This is a genomic window from Paenibacillus jamilae (genome assembly GCF_050482105.1).
In the GTDB taxonomy this organism is placed as follows: Bacteria; Bacillota; Bacilli; order Paenibacillales; family Paenibacillaceae; genus Paenibacillus; species Paenibacillus jamilae_B.
Genome location: NZ_JBCNHI010000011.1, coordinates 362588 through 384172 on the forward strand (window position 1 = coordinate 362588; position 21585 = coordinate 384172).

The 21585-nt window shown below is 49.0% G+C and carries 6 protein-coding genes; all 6 read left to right on the forward strand.

All coding sequences use genetic code 11. The features are described from left to right. Window positions 1–46 precede the first annotated feature (46 nt). The 6 genes from ABEW32_RS09050 to ABEW32_RS09075 are packed head-to-tail and all read left to right on the forward strand — an operon-like array spanning window position 47 to window position 21579. Window positions 47–7669: an amino acid adenylation domain-containing protein gene (locus ABEW32_RS09050; RefSeq protein ID WP_430186699.1), complete on the forward strand. Its 7623-nt coding sequence runs from the start codon at window positions 47–49 to the stop codon at window positions 7667–7669. Continuing rightward, window positions 7666–12588 carry a condensation domain-containing protein gene (locus ABEW32_RS09055; protein WP_430186701.1) on the forward strand — a complete coding sequence of 1641 codons (4923 nt, stop codon included), beginning with the start codon at window positions 7666–7668 and terminating at the stop codon, window positions 12586–12588. Before ABEW32_RS09050 ends, ABEW32_RS09055 begins: the two co-directional genes overlap by 4 nt. A gap of 31 nt (window positions 12589–12619) precedes the next feature. Next, window positions 12620–13831 (forward strand): pyridoxal phosphate-dependent aminotransferase, encoded by a 1212-nt coding sequence (locus tag ABEW32_RS09060; protein ID WP_430186703.1) that lies wholly within the window; start codon window positions 12620–12622, stop codon window positions 13829–13831. 5 nt (window positions 13832–13836) lie between these two features. Next, window positions 13837–15861 (forward strand): non-ribosomal peptide synthetase, encoded by a 2025-nt coding sequence (locus tag ABEW32_RS09065; protein WP_430186705.1) that lies wholly within the window; start codon window positions 13837–13839, stop codon window positions 15859–15861. A gap of 3 nt (window positions 15862–15864) precedes the next feature. Next, entirely contained in the window at window positions 15865–19899 is a 4035-nt protein-coding gene (locus tag ABEW32_RS09070; RefSeq protein ID WP_430186707.1) for an SDR family NAD(P)-dependent oxidoreductase, read from the forward strand. Between the two features lie 42 nt (window positions 19900–19941). Then, on the forward strand, window positions 19942–21579 hold the full coding sequence (locus ABEW32_RS09075) for a carbamoyltransferase N-terminal domain-containing protein (RefSeq protein ID WP_430186709.1): 1638 nt from the start codon (window positions 19942–19944) through the stop codon (window positions 21577–21579). The last annotated feature ends 6 nt before the right edge of the window (window positions 21580–21585 follow it).

Here is a 21585-nt window from a genome sequence, read left to right on the forward strand (position 1 = left end):
GTCAGCTCATAAAGGCCGGAAGCGGTTGACAGAGAGGGGAGTGTGTATGGACAAGAGTACGCATCTGAAAGACCGGATCATTGAAGAATATTGGATGAAAAAATGGTCTCAAGATCTGCCACGGGAATTATTGCCTGTAAGCAAAAGCAAGTCTAACTATCAACCAGGAGCACGCAGGGAAACGCTAGAATTGGTTATTCCCAGGGAGACAATTCGCCAACTGGATCAAATGTCGAAAGGCTCGGAGTTGGGACGTTTTATTTTGTTCCTGACGGCGCTGTCTGGGCTGCTTCATCGCTATTGGCAGTCAGAAGATATATGTATTGGGACGACGACGCTTGTGCAGGCCCAATCCGAGCCGGGGAATCTGCTTTTTCTCAAGCAGCGGGTTCATGGAAGTCGAACGTGGCGTGAGCTAAACGAAGACATGAAGGCCGAGTTTTCCCGAACATTGAACCATCAGGCGAATTCATTGTCCCTTCTCTATGACAAGTGGACATCTCTTCATGGGAGAGAGCTGCAAGAACTGTGGCAACTGGCATGTGTCGATGAGGGATTACAAACGGCTGTTGATGACCTAGATCGATTCGATCTGATAATTAAGTTTGTACCGAACGAAGAAGAAGGTCGGATACTGCAACTGGTTTATCGACCTGAGGTGTACTCGTTGTCCTTGCTTGAATCCTTTGCTGCCAACTTGCTGTATGTTCTGGTTCAATGGCCTAAGAAATCAGCGGTTTCTCTGGAGGATGATGCGGCAAATATGCTGGCTCCACAGCAACGAGAGCTTCTAGTAAAGGGCTTAAATCAGACGGCTGTAGAACTGACGGATGTGAATATGCTGCATCAGTTGTTCGAAGAACAAGTGGTACACACGCCTGAGCAAGCTGCTGTAGTCGAAGCAGATTATTGCATTAGTTACAGAGAGCTAAATGCAAGAGCTAATCAACTAGCCCGTGCTTTACAACGTCATGGAGTGGGTCCAGATGATATTGTCGGCATCATGACTGAGCCGACGGTGGAAGTTATCGTGGCGATCCTGGCGGTACTAAAGGCAGGAGGGGCGTATTGTCCGATAGATCCGGCGTTTCCAGCAGAGCGGGTACAGCAACTTTTTACGGATAGTCGGATGGAGTTGGTGATCTCACCGCCACAGTATGTGGATGCCCATCCTTTTCAAGGAACAGTGCTTGATCTGTCCAATCCCGCCTTCTATACAGGCGAGACATCCAATCTGCCAGTTCAAGGCAGACCTGATCATATGGCGTATGTCATATATACATCAGGCTCGACTGGAACGCCCAAAGGCGTGATGATAGAGCATCAACATATTGTTAATCAATTGGCTGGGCTGAAACATAGCTATGATTTCCATGAAGAGTTGAGGCATGTTTTGATGGCTCCATTCACATTCGATCCTTCTGTGCAGCAGATTTTTTTGCCTTTAGCTACCGGAGGGACGTTGTACTTGGTTCCAAAAGAAGCCAAGACAGACCCAAGCGCCTTTTGGGGACTGATACGGAAGGAACGGATTAATGTGTTAAATACCGTTCCTTCACTAATGGAAGTGCTATTGGAGCAGGCACCGGATATTGAGCATCCCTTTGCTTTTATCATAATGGCAGGTGAGGTTTGTAGCGGGCAACTGGTACAGCAATTACGCGATAAGCTGAACATAGACAAGCTGTTTAACATTTACGGCCCGACAGAAGCGGCTATTAATACGACTTTGTATGAATGCCAACCTGTAGAGCAACGGGCAACTCTACCCATAGGCAAGCCGCTATTAAATTATCAGGTGTATGTTCTAGATCCACAGCAACGCTTGCTGCCCTTTGGGGCGACTGGAGAGCTGTTCATCGCTGGAGCTGGATTGGCGCGAGGATACTTATACAATCCACGCTTGACGGACGAACGCTTTGTGCCGAACCCGTTTGGAATCCAAACAGAGCGGATGTACAAAACAGGCGATCTGGTGAGATGGTTGCCAGACGGTAATTTGGAGTTTGTCGGCAGGTCGGACGACCAGGTTAAAATCCGAGGGATGCGTGTGGAACTGGGGGAGATTGAGACTATTCTCAGAAGTCATCCGTCCATCAAAGAGGCTGTGGTCATTCCACATGGATTAGAGCATACCAAGGAGCTTGCAGCCTTTTATACATTGAAGAGGCTGAAGATCTTGAAGGAATCTCCTTTAGGAGCCAATGATATCCAATTGTATCTGAAGCAATATGTACCGGACTATATGGTTCCGGCACATGTAGTTTGTCTGGAGTCCATGCCTGTCACGGCAAATGGCAAAGTGGATAAAAAGGCGCTGCCTTTGCATCGGATTGGAGTAGTCCATACTCGTGCATATGTGGCACCACGTAATGAGTTGGAAGAACAATTGGCAGATATCTGGAAGAAGCTGCTGTCCGTGCTTGTCGTTAGTGTGGAGGACAGTTTTTTTGAAGCAGGGGGTAACTCGCTGTCTATCGTGCGACTGCAAAGCAGAATCCACCATCTGCTAGGGATTCAGCTGACCATTCCGCAGCTTTTTACACATCATACGATCGCGATGCAGGCCCAAATCATTCAGTCCGGCGGTGTAGAGAAACCTATCGAACCCCTTCGCGAAATGGATACAAGACGGCAACATATCCACAAGACTGAGCTTGGAGACAAGGGACGACACGGTGATGTTGCTGTGATTGGTATGGCTTGTCGCTTTCCCCTGGCGGACAGTTGCGATGCCTTATGGGACAATCTGTGCCACGAGGTTGATGCTGTTCGCGACATTCCAGCTCATCGGTTACAGGATATAGTTCAAGGTTCAAATGATGCAGCAGGACAGTTAGGGCAGTTACCGCAAGGGGCATATCTGGAGCGAATTGATGGCTTTGATGCATCATTTTTTCATATAACTCCCAATGAAGCACGAATGATGGACCCGCAGCAGCGCCTGCTGTTACAGGTGGTTTGGGAAGCAATGATGAATGCGGGATACTCGGAAAAAGAGGTGTACGGGTCGAAGACGGGAGTATTTGTAGGAACAGGTACACCGCAATATTTGGACCTGATGTCACAGATTGAGCCCTCTGCTATACCGGGGAATTTACAAGCTGCGATTGCCGGACGGATTGCTTATGTTTTTAATTGGACAGGCCCGGCAGAGGTCATTAACACGGCCTGTTCCTCTTCACTCATGGCTGTGCATCATGCGGTACAGGAAATCACGTCTGGTAGCTGCGAAATGGCTGTGGCTGGCGGTGTCAATCTGTACCTGTCGATGGTAGATGAAAATCTCTTCAACATGGGAATCGCCGCACCTGATGGCAAGACGAAAGCGTACGACGCATCGGCGGACGGTACAGGTGGTGGCGAAGGAGTAGGTGCTGTTGTACTCAAGTCACTGGAGCAGGCTGTGGCTGATGGTGATTATATTTACGCAGTGATCAAAGGAAGCGCGGCCAACTCGGATGGGCGATCCAACGGGATGACCGCTCCTAATGCCGCTGCGCAGGCTGATGTGATTGAGGAAGCCTGGAAGCGCGCGGGGATTGATCCACAGACAATTTCATATATCGAGACACATGGAACAGGCACCAAGCTAGGCGATCCTATTGAAATGGAAGGCATTGCGCGGGCTTTTGGACGTTATACAAATCGTAAACAGTTCTGTGCCGTAGGCTCGGTCAAGAGCAATATCGGGCACCTGGATTCAGCAGCTGGCATTGCTGGGTTTATGAAGGCAGTGCTGGCCATGACCAAACGTCAGATTCCAGCATCCCTTCATTTTAAAATGCCTAACCCGCATATTGATTTTGTTAATTCTCCGGTTTATATCGCTCCGTCACTTCAGGAATGGATGCCTGAATGCGGGATTCGTCGTGCAGGTGTAAGCTCATTTGGTCTGAGCGGGACGAACTGCCATGTTGTATTGGAGGAATATACGCTCCAAAGGGAAGTTCCGCCTCCGGGCGAAGAATATTTGTTCACTTTGTCAGCCCGGACCGAACAAGCGCTCTACGCTTATGCCGAAAGGTTTGCGGCTTATTTGGGAAATAACCACGAAGCTTTGGCAGACATTTGTTACTGCACCAATATCAGTCGTGGAAACGATGCTTATCGTTTGGCTACCGTCGTCAGCTCGCAGGAAGAATTACAGCGTAAACTCAAGCTGTTTCCAGAGCAGGGCGAACAAAATGCGGCTTCCATATTACTAGATCGCGAACGAATATACGTAAATACGATAGCCGAGACAAGGAACAGTTCTGCGCCATACAGAGTCCAGCCTGCGGAATCATTGGAACGTATGGTGGAGGCTTATATGCAGGGCAGTGAGCTAGAGTGGGATGACTATTATCGCGGACAGAACCGGGTGCGTGTCCCTCTTCCAGGCTACCCGTTTGAAGAGAAGCGCTACTGGATCGAACCTAAAGTTCAGCAATCACCGGATGTACCGGCCAGTGCGGAATTGATTGCTGACACGCAGAAGGAAGAACCTGATTTTTGGCAGGCTACCGAGACGGTTTTTCAATTCGGTGAACGGTTATTGGAGGAGAGCGGATTCGCGGTAGTCCAGGGATATAAAGAGGCGGTTGATGAATTTGCGGCCCAGCTTATTATCGGACTATTCAGGCAATGGGGGACGCTCACGGAACCTGGAAAAGTATACAAAGAGTCTGAAATGCTGCATACGATAGGAATCACCTCCACATATCAGCGTCTCTTCCGGTTCATGCTGCGTTTCGTTGAGAAGCAAGGCTATGTCCGCTTGGACGGTGAAAATATCATGCTGACCGTTGATCTGTCAGTTCCCGACCTGTCGGTGTTATGTACCCAATACATCGAGCAATATCCGGCATTTGCTGGAACCTTCAAGGTGTTGAAGTATTGTCTGGACGCCTATCCGGCTGTATTAACGGGGAAAAGATCGCCTTTAAGTGTACTGTTTCCCGATGGCACACCGCAATTTCTGGCGGGGTTTGCCAATCAGGGACGTACCCTGGGCGATCTGTGTGAGACGATGGCGCTGGACGCATTAAAGCAGCATATTTTAGCACAAGCGGGAAAACGGCTCCGCATTCTGGAAGTCGGGGCTGGCTCGGGAACGGTGGGTAAGGTGCTTTTTCCAGCCATAGCAGGTCTCCAAGTGGAGTATTGCTATACCGATTTGGGACGAGGCATCATTTTGGAAGCACAAAAGCAGTTTGCAGCGTATCCGTTTGTTCAATATCAAACTTTTAATATTGAAGAGGATCCTTTGGCGCAAGGCTTTGTGCCAGAACAGTTTGATATCATTATTGGTCTGAATGTGATTCATGCTACGAGCCGTTTACGAACCTCCTTGTCTCAGTTGAAAAAGGTACTTGCCCCTGGTGGAGCCCTGTTTATGATCGAAAAGGTGCAGAATGAGCCTGCAGAAAATCTCGTGTGGGGAATGACAGAGGGATGGTGGCTGTTCGAGGATCAGGATATACGAAAGGATTCTCCACTGGTTCCGACGGAAACATGGGAGCAGTTGTTGAAGGAAGAGCAATTCACGGAAGTACGGACCTTCCCTGTGCGTTTGCCAAACCGGGACAAGGCAGAGACCGCATTGATTATCGGTCGAATGAGTGAACAAGCACAGGTAAGTACAATCGAAAATTTAATGTACCGTGTTCGCTGGACTCCAAAAGAACTGAAGAAGACAAGAGAAGGTGCACTGGCTCAGGGAAACTGGCTAATCTTTAAAGACAAGCTGGGGATTGGTGACGAGCTGGCGCTTCGCTTGACGCATTCTGGTCATCAGGTGGTGATCGTAGAGACGGGGCAAATGTTTGAAAAACTGAGCCATCATCAATACACCATCCGGGCAGGAGTAGAAGCAGATTACCTTCAACTCGTGAGTGAACTGAGACAACGGAATCAGCGCTTGAACGGTATCGTTCATTTCTGGACCTGCACAGATCCCCCTTCAACTCCAGTCGATATTGAAACTGTGGATGTTGCTTTGGAGTCAGGTGTTTATAGCCTTTATTTTCTGACAAAAGCATTACTGCATCAGGGCTTACATGAAACGCTCGATTTGCGAGTGGTTTCGAACTTTACACAGCGGATCTCGGATGAACAGTATATATCACCTGAAAAATCTGCGATTCACGGTTTAGTCAAAGTCATTTCTCAAGAGCATCCACAATTGCAATGTTTCGGACTGGATGTTGATACGATCCATCACACAAGGGAGCAAGTTGCGGATCTGATCATGACCGAGCTGCAAGAAAATAAAACAGACTCGTTCGTTGTCATCCGTCAGGAACGATATATCCAAGGCATGGCCCGTCTGGAATCGGACATGGTAAGCACCCCGGATACTCGGAATCATCTGAATACTCCACCTCGGCGTTCCGTCACCATTCGTCCGGGTGCGGTGTATATCGTGACTGGTGGCGCAGGAGGCTTGGGGCTGGAGGTCTGCCGGTATTTGTCCCAGCAAGCTCCGATCCATCTGGTCATTCTGAATCGGACGGAGCTGCCGGAAAAAGAGCATTGGTCACAAATCATACATGATCCGGTGGAAAGACAAGCTGATACTGCAACTTATCGTAAGTTGTCAGCCTTTGTAGAGATGGAGAAACACGGCTCACAGGTCCATTACTACACGGGAGATGTGTCTGATTTTAGGCAGATGCAGCTGGTTTTTGACGATGTACAAGCTCGTTTTGGTCCCATTAAAGGAGTGGTTCATTGCGCAGCAGCCAGCGGCGATACCAGCCGTCCACTGGAATCTCAGAATAAAGATGACTTTGAAAAGGTACTTCGACCCAAAATTCATGGCACGTTAGTATTAGACAAACTTCTTGCTGAACAAGAGATGGATTTCTTTGTTTTATTCTCTTCGGTAGCTTCGCTCTGGGGCGGAGCTGGCGGTGGTGATTATGCGGCTGCCAACACTTTTATGGATGCCTTCAGCGCACAACGGAACACGCTGGGGCAAACGACACTGGCGATCAACTGGTACGCATGGGAAGGACTTACAGGACCAGGTTGCATGGATTATATGCCTATACCGGATGCACTGGCTGCTTTCCACATGAGCTTGTCTTGTCCGCTGGATCAAGTGGCTATCGGCAAGTTTGATACACAGAAGCTCCGTGAATGGGCGCCGATGATGAAAATTCAGCTTGCACCGGATATGCTGACGGATCGGCATCGAGCTGTACCGCAATCCGCCAAGGAGGTAGGAGCTCCGTCATTCGTCAAGCCTAACCGTTTGGTGGCAGATGTGAAGGTCAGTCTGAAAGGGAAATCGACAGAACCTTACACAGAATTGGAACAGCAGATTGCTCAAATCTGGGCCGAGGTGCTGGGATACGAGGAAATTGATGTGGGTCAACATTTTTTTGAAATCGGTGGGGATTCCCTGCTTATTTTAAAAGTGCTGAGTCTTCTGAATGAACGGGTTGATTCTGAAGTGGAGGCCGGAGACCTGTTCTCATACGGTACAGTTTCACAGCTGGCGCAATTTATAGAAGGCAGGCTTGCTGCCAGTACGAGAGAAGTGATAACCCAAGGCCCGCAATCACCGGTCAAAGCTTCTGACCTTGACTATGCGGACGAGGATTTACGAAGTCTGATCAAGCGGGTAAAGGAGGACGCTATTTCAGTGGATGAGGCTATGAAAGGATATGAAAGCATATGAGGGATACGTTTGTTGAAGCCATTTTGCAACTTGTAGCCAAACAGGAATTATCCGAAGAGCATGCGTATTCTCTGATCAAGCAATATCAAATTCAGCTCAAAGCTGCGTCATCGTCTGCAGTCCGCGAGGGAATATATCGCAACAGGGATATAGCCATTATCGGCGTAGCTGGACGGTTCCCGCAAGCAGATACCAAGGAGCAATATTGGGACAATCTGGTTCATGGTCTGAATGGGATACGAATGTTTCCAAGCTCACGTTTGGAGCAGGTCCGTCCTTTTTTGGATGAACACAATCAAGGGCCGTTTATGCCAGCAGGTTATCTAGACGAAATTGATACGTTTGACGCTGCATTCTTTAATATCCTTCCAGGGGAAGCCAAATATATGGACCCGCAGCAGCGTATGTTTATGGAAACCGGTTATGAGGCCATTGAGGATGCAGGTTATGGCGGAGAACGTATCCGTGGCTCACGGGTGGGCGTATATGTCGGCTATAGTGAAGCGAGGTACAAGGAGCTGATCGAAAGTGATTCATCCACTGCTTTTGTCGGGAATTTTCCGCCTGTTATCGCAAGCCGTCTGGCTTATGCCTTGAATCTATCTGGGCCTGCGCTCAGTGTAGCGACTGCCTGCTCCTCCTCCCTTGTCGCTTTGCATCTTGCATGTGAAGGATTGCTTGCTGGAGATTGCAGCATGGCTTTGGTGGGCGGAGTAGCCATTGGCGCTTTACCCACCAGATTGGAACCGGGAGGGCTTGGGATCACCTCGTCGCAAGGACAATCACGCAGCTTCGACGCTGATGCCGATGGTACGGGATGGGGTGAAGGTTGTGGCGTTGTTCTAATCAAGCCACTGGAACAAGCTGAGAAGGATCACGATTATATTTACTCGGTGATTAAAGCAAGTGCTATCAATCAGGATGGTGCTTCCAACGGATTGGCATCCCCGAATGCCCGAGCCCAGGAAGAAGTGATTGTAGAGGCTTGGAAGCGTGCAGGCATTGATCCGTCGACGATCTCTTACATTGAGGCTCATGGAACAGGGACCAAAATTGGCGATCCGATTGAAATCAAAGGGATTACAAATGCTTTTCGCAGGTATACGCAAAAAAGACAATTTTGTGGAATCGGCTCAGTCAAAAGCAATATCGGTCATCTGGATTCGGCCTCGGGCATGGCAGGGCTAATTAAAATGATTCTGGCTTTACAGCATAAAAAACTTCCGCCTACCCTGCATTTTGCGTATCCCAATCCGTTGATGAACTTGCATAGTTCTCCGGTCTATATTCATACAAAGCTAGCTGATTGGCGAAGTGAGGACGGGATTCCGCTGAGAGCGGGTATCAGTTCATGGGGACTAAGTGGTACAAATTGTCATGTGGTGCTGGAGGAGTATCAGGGCAGCAGAGCCTCACTATCATCGTCCTCCGATGCACCCTGCGGTGAGGAACGAGTATTTACGCTTTCGGCATATAGTGAGGATTCACTGCGAAGATTGACTGCCCGATATATTGATTTTTTGGAGAGTGACGATATTCCGTCTTTGGAAAATATCTGTTATGTCCTGAACACGGGCAGAGAGCATCATGCTTATCGATTGGCAATTCCAGTTTCGGATCGGATCAGTCTTTGCTCAAAGCTGCGCCAGGCTTATAACGCATTGCTCTGTCAGGATGGAACAGGGCTGGAGCAACAGGGGATTTTTTGCACTATATATAGCGAGCCCCTGCCCCTGGCAGAAATGACACTGGATACAGATGCACGAATGATTGCCCGGCGATATGTTAACGGAGAGAACAGACGCTGGTCGGAGGATTATTCGGCAGACGGATGTGTCAAAGTTCCTTTGCCTGCATACGCCTGGGACAAGCAGCGCTACTGGGTAGAGCCGCCGATTCAACGTCGAAGTCGTGGTCGTAACGAACAGTTGCCAGCCTATAACGAAGTACGTGTTTCCTTTCGTGATGGGTATGTTCCGACGGAAACGGAAGACAGGCTGGCACGCATTTGGGGGCGGATTTTGGGTATTGACGAGCTCTCTATAGATGCTGATTTCTTCGAATTGGGTGGAGATTCACTGCTGGCTACGGATCTGATTACAGCCATCAGTCAGGTGTTCCACACGAGAATTACATTGGTTGATTTGTTTGGACACCCTTGTATTCGTGAGCTTGCCAAGCTTGTTTCAGGAGGAGAAACAACGGATTACCCGTCTATCGAACCAGTGGCTCCACAAGCATTTTACCCCGTATCCAACGCACAGCGGCGTCAGTTTATTCTGAAGCAGCTGGCAGAAGATAATTTGAGCTACAACATGCCCGGAGCGGCTATGATCACTGGGCGTTTGGATGTGGAGCGCTTAAAAGACGCATTTGCTGCGATCATTCATCGTCATGAATCCTTTCGGACGGTGTTTGATGTCGCAGAGGATGAAATTGTGCAAAGTGTTCTTCCGGAAGCTGAGCTTGCGATATCACTGGGAGTGGCTTCAGAAGAAGCCGATGTGCAAAAGCTGATGGAAGAATTTGTACAGCCGTTTTCCTTGGGAGAGGCGCCTTTACTTCGTGTGTGCTTGCTGCGATTGACGGATCAGCGTAATGAAGAGGACAAGCATTTGCTGATGTTTGACATGCATCATATTGTTTCAGATGGTGTTTCCATGGAAATCCTCATTCGGGAATTTACCAGTCTTTATAGCGGGCAGAGCTTGCCACCGCTACGTATTCAGTATAAGGACTATGCAGTATGGCAAAATGCTTTTCTGCACAGCGAGGAGATGCTGAAACAGGAGAAATTTTGGCTGAAGACGTTAACGGAAGGGCGGGAGGCAGGACTACCGATTCTGAATCTGCCCAGTGATTATCCACGGCCGCCTGTGATGTCTTTTGAAGGGGGCATGTATTCGTTCACGATTGACAAGGTAGCTGCTGACCGCTTGCGAGCCCTGGGACAAGAACACGGGGCTACACTATATATGACGCTTCTGGCTGTATACAATGTGCTGCTGTATCAATACACAGGGCAGGAGGATGTCATTGTAGGTTCTCTCATTGCTGGAAGACGTTATACGGGGGTAGAGCATACGATAGGTCTTTTTACGAACTATTTGCCTATTCGTAATACTCCGGCAGGAGAGCGCTGCTTTACAGACTTTTTAAAGGAGGTGGCTCATCGGACTATAGCTGCGTATGATCATCAGGATTATCCATTTGAAAAGATGGTGGAGCACCTGGATCAGAAACGTGATCTTTCACGCAACCCTATTTTTGACACCATGCTTATTTTACATAATCAGGGGATGCAGAGGACCCAATTTACGATGGGAGATGTGACGCTGGACATGGTGGACTGGGCCAAACACAGCTCAACCATGGATTTGAAGCTCGACATTTTTCAAGGGATGCAGGGAGAGCTAAATTGCACCTTTGAGTATTATTCCCGGTTGTTTCACCAACAGACAGTCACTACACTTGCAGGACACTTGCTCAGCCTGATCGACCAGATTCTGGACCAGCCTGAACAAGCTTTGGCGGAGTACCGGATTTTTTCACCTGAGGAAGCGGACAACATGAAGCGGAAACGACGAGCAAAGGATTCCACTTTTGCGATTCCTCCGATTTGCCCGGCACCAGAGACTGAGTGGCATCCTTTATCTTTTTACCAAAAACAGTTATGGCGACATCGTGGGTCCGCTCCTTATATGATCGTTCGTGCAGCGTGGACAGGTAAGGTGGATCAGGCGTTATTTGTTAGAGTGCTAGAAGAACTGCAAGCCGAACACAGCACACTCCGAATAACCTTTCACGAAGAGGAGCAAGGACCAGTTCAGCAGGTACAGGGACACTTACCGTTGGATTACAAATTCACGGATGTCATAGAGGAGGATGCAGCTTTTTGGGCGGACTGTAGTGTAGCTTCCGAGTATCGGAACCCGTTTGAGCTACAACAAGGACCGCTGTACCGGGTGCGCTTGGGGTGTGACACCAATGAACAGTGCCAATTGATCGTCGCTATTCATCCATTACTAATGGAATGCCTGGACATGAAAGGGTGGTTGGAACGACTGTTTATTCGATACTCCGCCGCTGTTACGGATTCAGTAGTGGATGCAGTCTACACGTTTCAATCAATCCCGCAGATTGACTTTACCTATTGGCAGCACCAGTTGTTGCAGTCGGGATATTTGGAGCCGCAAAAGGCGTACTGGACAGAAGCTTTACGAAATCCGCTTCCTCAAATCGGATTGCCGTTCAAACGGGGAGAAGATGCTTCTGCAACGTCTGAGTGGGATTCCATCAAGTTGACCCTCGCCACACAGGAGGCCGAAGCTCTGCACGCTTTTGCCTCCAGTCATGATAGTAGTGTTACAGACATTTTATTCGCCTGTTATTTCCTGCTGCTGCGGCAATTGACGCAAGCGGAGGAGCTTTTGATCCATGTCGTTCATCCCGAGGGACATCCGGTGCAGGGGAGCGAAACACCTTTACGTATTCAGCATCCTGTGCCAGTCAGAGTTTCAATGGAGGGGCTTTCGTCGTTTAATCCTTTGCTAGACAAAGTGAAAGACAGTCGTCAAGCTGCACTTCAAGCTGTTTTATATCCGTTTCATTTGCTGCTGGACCCTAATGTGTCGAAGAGCGGGGCGGAGGGTTCATCCCGTTTTAACGTCATATTTTGCGAAGAGGACTGCACGAGCTCTTTACCGATGGTAGGGGAAGTGAGATTGCGTGTATATCCTGCAGAACCAGCAGCACTGCAACTGTCAGTCGTGAGATTAACAACCGGACTGACCTGTTCCCTGAGGTGGAATACCACTTTGCTGGAATCTTCCTATGTTCACTCTATGTTGGAGAGGTATCACAAAATAATCAAGACCATTGCGGGTAGTGTGTCCAACCTGTCCAAAGTATCCCATTAACGTGCGTTTCATTCAAAGGAGGCAATTACAAATGGAATTGAGATCATCTATTGAATTTTATGACAATCGGTTTTTAATGTTCGTTCTGGATCAAATGGCTTATGAATTTGAGAAAAACGGCTCCAAGGAGGTCATTCGAATGACCTTGGGAAAATCCGAGCTACCTTTGCACGAGGATATTATTCAGTCGATGAAGGATGCATTAGATACCTTTGAAAAAAGCTCACTTGTATTCCCACCGGGCTTGCCGGAATTAAAGGAAGCATTGGCGGAGGAATACAAGAAAACCTACGATCTGGACATTAACCCCAACAATATCTTGATTAATGTGGGCACCAGTGCCTTGTTCCGGAATTTATTTTATTTATTAGCGAAAGAGGGGGATGAGGTACTGCTGCCGCGTCCGTATTATTCCCTGTATCATTTCTGCGCTCAATTGGTGGGGGCGAACGTTCGCTACTATGATATTAATCTGGATACGCTGGCACTGGATCTGGATTCCTTCAGGGAAAACTTCACGGATAAAACCAAAATTGTGGTGATTAATTCGCCCGGCAACCCGTTAGGCAATATTTTAACGAAAGAAGAACTGTATGCCATTGATGAAATCATCGACGGTCAGGCTGTGGTCATTAATGATGAGATTTATGCCAATGTTTGCTTCGATGAACGAAGCACCTCGGTGCTGGAGTTGACGGATACCAAATCAGCTTTTATTACGACGAACGCTTTCTCCAAAGGATACCGTATGTATAGTCGGCGCGTTGGCTACTGTATCGTCCCTGACGAGCTGGTCACACCGCTTACGGTCATACAGCATCATACCTTGTTGACAGCTGACCCTGTCGTGCAGTTTGGCGCGCTCGAAGCATTGGCGCATCCCGAAGAGATTGAGCAACTGGTCAGCCTGTACAGAGCAAGACGGGATTATACGGTGGACCGATTCAATGAGGTTCCACTCGTACGTGCCATTCCTGCTCAAGGTAGCTTTTACTTCACACTTGATTGTGAGAAATACATGGACGAGCACGGCATTGAGACAAGTTTGGAGCTGGCGGAACAAATAATGAGAGCCAAACAAGTGGCGACAGTGCCGGGTTCTGATTTTGGATTACCGAAAATGCTGCGTCTGTCCTACTCTACAACGCGATACAACGAAGGCATAGACCGATTAGTGGACTTTTTCACAAATAGCTTGGTAGGTCAATCGGCTGGATCTGCTGCAATTCCGGTTCAGGAGTAGCTCCTATGGATCTGGATTTTGATGCATTTGAAATTCTATCGGCAGATGAGGAACGCGTCATTGCGGAGATGAATCAGACCAGCAAGGCTTATGAGGAACAGCTGACGATTCCTGATTTGTTTGTCCGTCAGGTCGCGAAAACCCCTCAGCATACTGCTATCGAAGAATATGGTTCTTCCATCACATATGCCGAATTGGAGGAACAAGCGAACCGAATGGCCCGCCTGCTGTACGCAGTAGGAGTGCGGCCTAATCAGCGGGTAGCGGTGGTAGCGGAGCGGGGGATTGAGCTTTTGGTAGCTGTTTTCGGTGTATTAAAGGCAGGTGCAGCCTATGTACCTATTGACCCGGATTATCCGAAAAAACGGATTCAATACATGCTGCGCGATAGTGCCTGTAGTGTGCTGATTACCGAGTCTGCCAAGCTGCAGGCGATGCTGGAAGATTTGCCAGAGAGTATGACGACCGCTGTCTGCCTCGACGAAACAAAGGTGCAAACAGATAAGCTGACTGTGTATCAACGGTCGGATTGGGAGCGCCAGGGAAAGGCTTCATGGCACTGTCCTGCCTGTGAAAATGATTTGGCATATCTGATTTACACCTCAGGCTCCACGGGAGATCCCAAAGGAGTCATGATGACGCACAAGGCAGTGCTGAACACGCTTTTTTGGTTGCAGGATACCTTCTGTCTGACCGCAGCAGATGTGATTGCGCAGAAGACTTCCGCCAGCTTCACCGATTCGGTATGGGAGTTCTTCTGGCCCTTGATTTACGGAGCCAAGCTGTCCATTTTCAGTTCGGATACGGTCAAAGATCCACAAAGGCTCTATGAACAGCTGCGAGATGACAAGGTTACCATTACCCAGTTTGTTCCAGCCCAGATGAGTCTCTTTTTGGATGCGATTCCGATCGATGAGACAGACCATCCGCTGCCAGAACTAAAGTGGGTATTCAATGGAGGAGAAGCCTTGCTCGTCAATGGGGTGCGAGACTGGTACAGCACGTTCCGTGAAGCCAAGATTGCCAACATTTACGGCATGACCGAGTCGGCTATTTATGCAACCTGTTACCTGATTGACGCATCTCCGGCTGAAGGAGAGTTGAGTATTCCATTGGGCAGGCCGCTTGCGAATACGAATGTCTATATTTTGGACAAGGAGGGGCAGTTGTGCCCCTTTGAGGTCAAAGGCGAAATCTGTATCGGCGGCATTGGTCTGACGTCGGGGTACTGGAATAAGCCGGAAGCCACCGACAAGGCTTTTACCCAGCATCCCAAAACTGGTGAAAGATTATATCGTACGGGAGATCTGGGCTTGTTACGGCCAGATGGCATCCTGGAGTACAGCGGACGTAAGGACGATCAGGTTCAGGTGCGAGGATATCGCGTAGAGCTGAAAGAAGTGGAACGGGCTGTATCTGTCTTTCCAGGGATTAAGGAAACGGCTGTAGTTGCCCAAACTGATGAGTTTGGTGTAACCAATCTTTTATGTTATTTTACATCGCTGGAAAAAGGGCTTGAAGTGGATGATCTGACAACTCACCTGCGTGAATTATTACCTGAGTATATGATTCCGGGATTTTTCATGGAATTGCTAGAGATGCCACTTACTCCTAACGGAAAGATTGATCGCAAAAATCTGCCACAGCCGGAGGGGCGAGTTCATCGTTCAACCGCATATGTGGCGCCCCGTAACGAGAGAGAACATATGCTGGCCAAAATCTGGGCCGGAATTTTAAATATAAGTCCGGAGGACGTCGGCATCCATGACAGTTTTTTTGAAATCGGCGGCAACTCCATCTCGATTGTTCGACTGCATCGTAAGATGCAACACGCGCTGGGCAGCAAGGCGACGGTCGCTGAGCTATTCTCCTATCCTACGATTGCGGCGTATATGAATCATTTTGAAAATCAGTCCAAGGATGACGAACAACTGGATCAGGATCTCATGAGCCTGCTGGATCAAATTGAAGATGGCTCACTGGATGTAAGCCAGTCTATACGGGCGCTGGACCATCTGAAGGAGGGATAACATATGAAACGGGTTCAGAATTACTTGCTAGGCCAGGTGGCTGCAAAACATCTCTCCAAAACAGAAGCTCTGCCGATGCTAAAAGAGCTATTCGAAAATGAATCCAAAACGGTAAAAGTCGATGATATTGCTGTTGTGGGGATGGCTTGCCGTTTTCCAGGGGCGAACGGAACGGATGAATTTTGGAATAATCTCGTAAACGGCATGGATGCTGTAAGAGAATTCCCGGAAAGTCGCAGAGCAGATGTAGATCGGCCTATTCGAGATTATTTTAAAGGCAAACGATATGCGCCTGAGATTAAGTATCGCAGAGGAGCGTATTTGGACCATATTGACCGTTTTGATGCGGAATATTTTAATATTACGCCAGCGGAAGCCCGTTGTATGGACCCTTTGCAGCGCATTTTCCTCGAAGTTACCTGGGAAGCACTGGAGGATGCTGGATACGCCGAAAAGGAATTGTATGGCTCACGGACCGGGGTGTACGTAGGGGATACGGATGCTGACTACTTGCAGTTGATACAGAACATGGAGCCTTATGCTTTACCCGGCAATACCATTTCGGTCGTAGCCAGTCGGGTGGCCTACTTGCTGAATCTCGCCAGCGGCAGTCATCTGATTGATACTGCTTGCTCGGCATCTTTGGCCGCTGTACATCATGCGGTTAAAGGGCTGATGACTGGAGATTGCGACATGGCTGTAGCTGGAGGACTAAACCTAACCTTGTTTCCTGTAGATGAGGGGCTGGTGGATATCGGCATTGCTTCTCCTGATTCTGTCGCTCGTACCTTCGATGCTGCAGCGAATGGAACCGTCTGGGGCGAGGGATTTGGAGTCATTGTACTGAAAACGCTGGAAAAGGCCAAGAAGGATCGGGATCATATCTACGCCGTTATCAAAGGGAGTTCCATGAATTCAGATGGAAAGTCCAACGGTATTACCGCCCCAAGTGCCTTGGCTCAGACGGAGCTGATGAAGGAAGCTTGGCGCAATGCGGGCATCCCCCCTGAAACGGTAACCTACATTGAGGCTCACGGTACAGGAACTCGTCTAGGTGATCCGATTGAGATCGAAGGCATTACCAATGCCTTCCGCAGCTACACGGACAAGCGGCATTTTTGTGCTCTGGGTGCGGTAAAAACAAACATCGGTCATTTGGACACCGCAGCTGGTATTGCGGGTCTGATCAAAACGGTGCTGCTATTGCAAAAGAAGGAGATACCGGCAACGCTTCATTTTAACGAGCCGAATCCGCACATTAATTTCATCGAATCGCCTGTGTATGTGAATACAGAGCTGATTCCATGGGAGACGGAGACAGGAGTACCACGGCGGGCGGGGGTCAGTGCTTTTGGTCTGGCAGGGACCAACTGCCATGTCATTTTAGAAGAATATGAGCAGGACGAGCAGAGCCAAATCACCAGTGGGGTAGACGTGCCGTACGTATTTACGTTGTCTGCCAAGAGCAAAGCTTCCTTCAATGCTTTGGTTGACCGTTACCGTACATTTTTGGACTGTACAACTTATACACTGCCAGATATTTGTTTTACAAGCAATCAGGGACGCGGGCACTATGCCTATCGGCTTGCAATTGTAGCTTCAAGTCTTGAAGAGCTGAAGGGGGGCCTGGAGCGTTTTGCAAATACAGATGAAGCTGTGCGTTCAGCTTTGGCAGGAGAGAGAATTCATTATAACCGTCTGACAACCCGTGAAGAGAAAAGCTTCAAGGTGCAGCCTGATACCAGTCTGGACAGGGTTGTAGATGAATATATGCAAGGTAGCGAGATCAATTGGCCTGCCCTGCATGATTTGGAGCAAAGGCGCCGTGTTCCTTTGCCTGTATATCCATTCTCAGGCAAGCGGCATTGGGTGGAGTATATTCCCGAGCATGCGCTAGAGCACGAAGTGACTTCTCCAGCCATGAAATCTGAACCGGAGAAACAGGTAGATCATTGGTTTTATGAACTGAATTGGATAGCCAGTCCTCTCCCGGCTTCTACCCTCCCAGAACGCCGTACTACCGGAAAGTCATGGCTTATTCTGGCGGATGAAGAAGGGATAGCTGATTCACTTGGCGAGTTCATGAAGGCCCAGGGAGAAACGCCGATCTTTGTAGAGGCTGCATCTGATTTTTCGGCCGTAGACCCGGGACATTACCGGATTCGTCCCGGCTTTGCGGAGGATTATACCAAGCTGCTTGCAGCCGTGGCAGAGTCCGAAACGCAAGGTGGAGCAGAGCTTACCGGGATCGTGCATCTGTGGACATGTACCGAAATTCGCAGTCGCATGCGGAAACTTGATGATTTGAATGAAAGTCAGCAGCAAGGAGCTTTAAGTCTTTTTTATTTAATGAAGGCGGTGCAAGCAAGTTCGATTCATCGCTCGTTAGAAATCAAAGCCGTCTCAAACTACGCACAGCTGGTCGTAGCGGAGGATACATATGTGTTCCCGGAAAAAGCGCCTCTGTGGGGATTGATGAAGGTCATTTCACAGGAATATAGCCAGCACCGTTGTAGCTGTATGGATGTAGAAACGATTGGACGGGAGAACTCTGACATTGCTCGGGGAATCATGTTGGAATTGAATCAGGACGAAGCAGATCAAGGTTCAGCATGGCGTGGCGGTCAGCGGTATACGCAGCAGCTGGAACGGATGCGGCTTGCAGCCCTTCCACACCGCAAAATTACGCTACGCGAGGGCGGTGTCTATTTGATAGCCGGGGGAGCCGGTTCGGTAGGACTGGAGACTTGCCGCTATTTTGCCCGCCAGGCCAATGTAAAGCTAGTGCTGGTCAATCGGACAGAGCTTCCAGACCGGGAAACTTGGCAGGAACGAGCTGTGGGACCGGACACTTCTGCGGTTGCGAAGAAAATCCGCCAAATGTTGGAGATTGAAAGCCTTGGCTCCAAGGTTAGCTACTACGCAGCTGATATCACGAACCTGGCTTCCATGAAGAAGGTCGTTGAGGATATACATGCACGTTACGGTCCAATTCATGGGGTTATTAATGCCGCGATGCATTTGGAGGAGGTTCGTCTGGAACAGATGGATACCGCCGCATTTCAGCGAACCATGGAAGCCAAGGTGACCGGAACATGGGTGTTGAACGAGGTGACCAAGGAGCAGACGCTGGACTTTTGCATACTGTTCTCGTCAGTAGCTTCGCAACTGGGAGGCGCAGGTTTGGGCAGCTACGCAGCTGCGAATGCATTTCTGGATCAGTATGCCCACTATCAGAGCCGTCGCGGCATGGAGATGATGGCGATCAACTGGTCGGATCTGGAGATGGGGGATATACCGGACGAGCTGATGGATCAACGGAAGTTATCGCAGCCGATTTCGTCCGAGGACTATGGAAAGCTGTTTGATCGGCTTTTGCAATATAAGCTGACCCAAGCGGTCATCGCCAACATTCGCAGCCAGGAGCTGGCTCAAGTGCTGACGCTGCTCAAGGTTCGCTTTTCCCCAGACTTAACAAAGGAAATTACAGAGCAAGCACAGGGACATGACGAGCAAAAGCCAGAAGCCTACAGCCATCTGCTGGAGTCCTATCAGGAACTGAAGCAATTCATTACTTCTAATGAAGATCTGAACGATATGATTCAGCGAAATGTGAAGCTGGGTGCTAAATTTGTCTCCTTTGAAGAAGAGCTATTTCATACACTACAGCCGAACTCAAAGCTTGCCAACACTGGAGTGCATATGCGGCCTCACATCCAAGTGACCTTGATCGGTCGTGACGGAGAGGTCTATTCGGAAACGGAACGGCAGCTAGGTCAGATTTGGGGCGAGGTGTTAGGACATGAGGAAATTAGCATACACCAGGACTTTTTTGAAAATGGAGATTCACTGATGCTGATGAGTGTCATTGCTAAAATCAAAGACCAGCTGGCCATAGATGTGCCGATTCAGGTCTTTTTTCAGGAGCCGACGGTGGCCGGGCTGGGAAGTTGGATCGATGAATCCAATCGCAGCAGTTCTGAAGAGGAAGATATCATTCCGGTATTACCACGTCATTTTGCTGAGGCTGAACAATAAAACGGATTTGTGTTGGGCTAACAGGTGAGGAGTGAAAGGAACATGTTATTCTGCGGACTGAAATTAACGCATGATGGTAGTGTAGCCTTGATTGAGGATAACAAGCTTATTTTTAGCTATGAAGTTGAAAAATTCAATAACAACAAACGCTACAGCGAAATTCCTGATTTGGATTTTGTTGAAGAAGCACTTAACCTGCATGGCTATACCTCGGCAGATGTGGATCGGTTTGTTATTGACGGCTGGGCCGGATTGAAGGAAAGCAGGGTGGATACGCGTTCTCATGGGCAGGAGTTGTCCCTTTCGGTTGCGCCTTACCGCGAAGTATCGCTTTCAGCGGACGCACTCCAAGCCTATTCGGGCAGTGGACTTGTTATTGGAGAGAAACCCTTCAATTATACCAGCTATATGCATGCAACCACACATATCGCCAGCACCTATTGTGCGAGCCCTTATGCGGTGAACAAGGAGCCGTCTTACGCGCTTGTATACGATGGAGGTATGTACCCTCGTTTTTATTACTTTGATCCAGCGAACGGAAAATTGGAAAACCTGGGCCCTCTCTTCATGTACATCGGCAACATTTATTCACTGTTTTCGCTGCATTTTGAGCCTTTCCTTCGCGGAGGGCAAGGACCACGTGTGGATGATCTTTCGGTAGCGGGCAAGGTTATGGCCTATATAGCCAAGGGACGGGTACGTCCAGAGCTGCTCGAACAGTTTGAGTTGACGTATGCGCGGCATTTTTCACCCTCCATGGAGTTTAACTGGACCTTTTCCCAGGAAATCAAGCGATATGTAGATGAGCATCATATTCCGCATGCAGACGCTTTGGCGTCTTTCCATCAGTATTTGGAGCAGCTTCTCGTAACCTCGCTGGAGGCGAGTGTGGCCAAGCATGGGCGCAAAACAAAGAACTTTTGCTTTATAGGAGGCTGTTCTCTGAATATTAAATGGAACAGTGCGATTCGAGAAAGCGGGTTATTTGATGATGTGTTTGTTTCTCCATTTACGAATGACACAGGCTCGGCCATTGGTGCTGCTTGTTGTGAGATGATTCATCAGACAGGTCATCCCCATTTGAATTGGTCTGTATACAGCGGGCCGATGGTCATTCAAAATGATCCAGCGGAAGGCTGGGAATCACGTGCTTGTACGGTGTCACAGCTCGCAGAGCTGCTGCATACGACAGATGAGCCGGTTGTCGTGCTGAATGATCGGGCGGAACTGGGACCACGTGCGCTGGGGAATCGCAGTATACTGGCAGCTGCCGTTCGACCGGATATGAAAGACCGCCTGAATGCCATTAAGCAACGGGAGGACTATCGTCCGGTCTCACCAATCTGTATAGAGGAGCATGCGCCTGCTATTTTTTCGCCAGGAACCCGCGATCCGTATATGCTGTTTGACCATATGCTGAATGACGAATGGGTGGAACGCATTCCGGCAATCCGTCATCTGGATGGCACAGCACGCTTGCAAACAGTAAGTCGGGAGGACAATCCGCTAATTTATGATTTGCTGCATGCGTACGAAAAATTAAGCGGCATTCCAGTTCTGTGCAATACCAGTGCCAATCTGCTCGGCAGCGGCTTTTTCCCGGATGTGCGCTCTGCAACGGAGTGGAACGGAACCCGGTATGTCTGGTGCAATGAAACGTTATATGAAAAGCAGCAGTAGCCTATC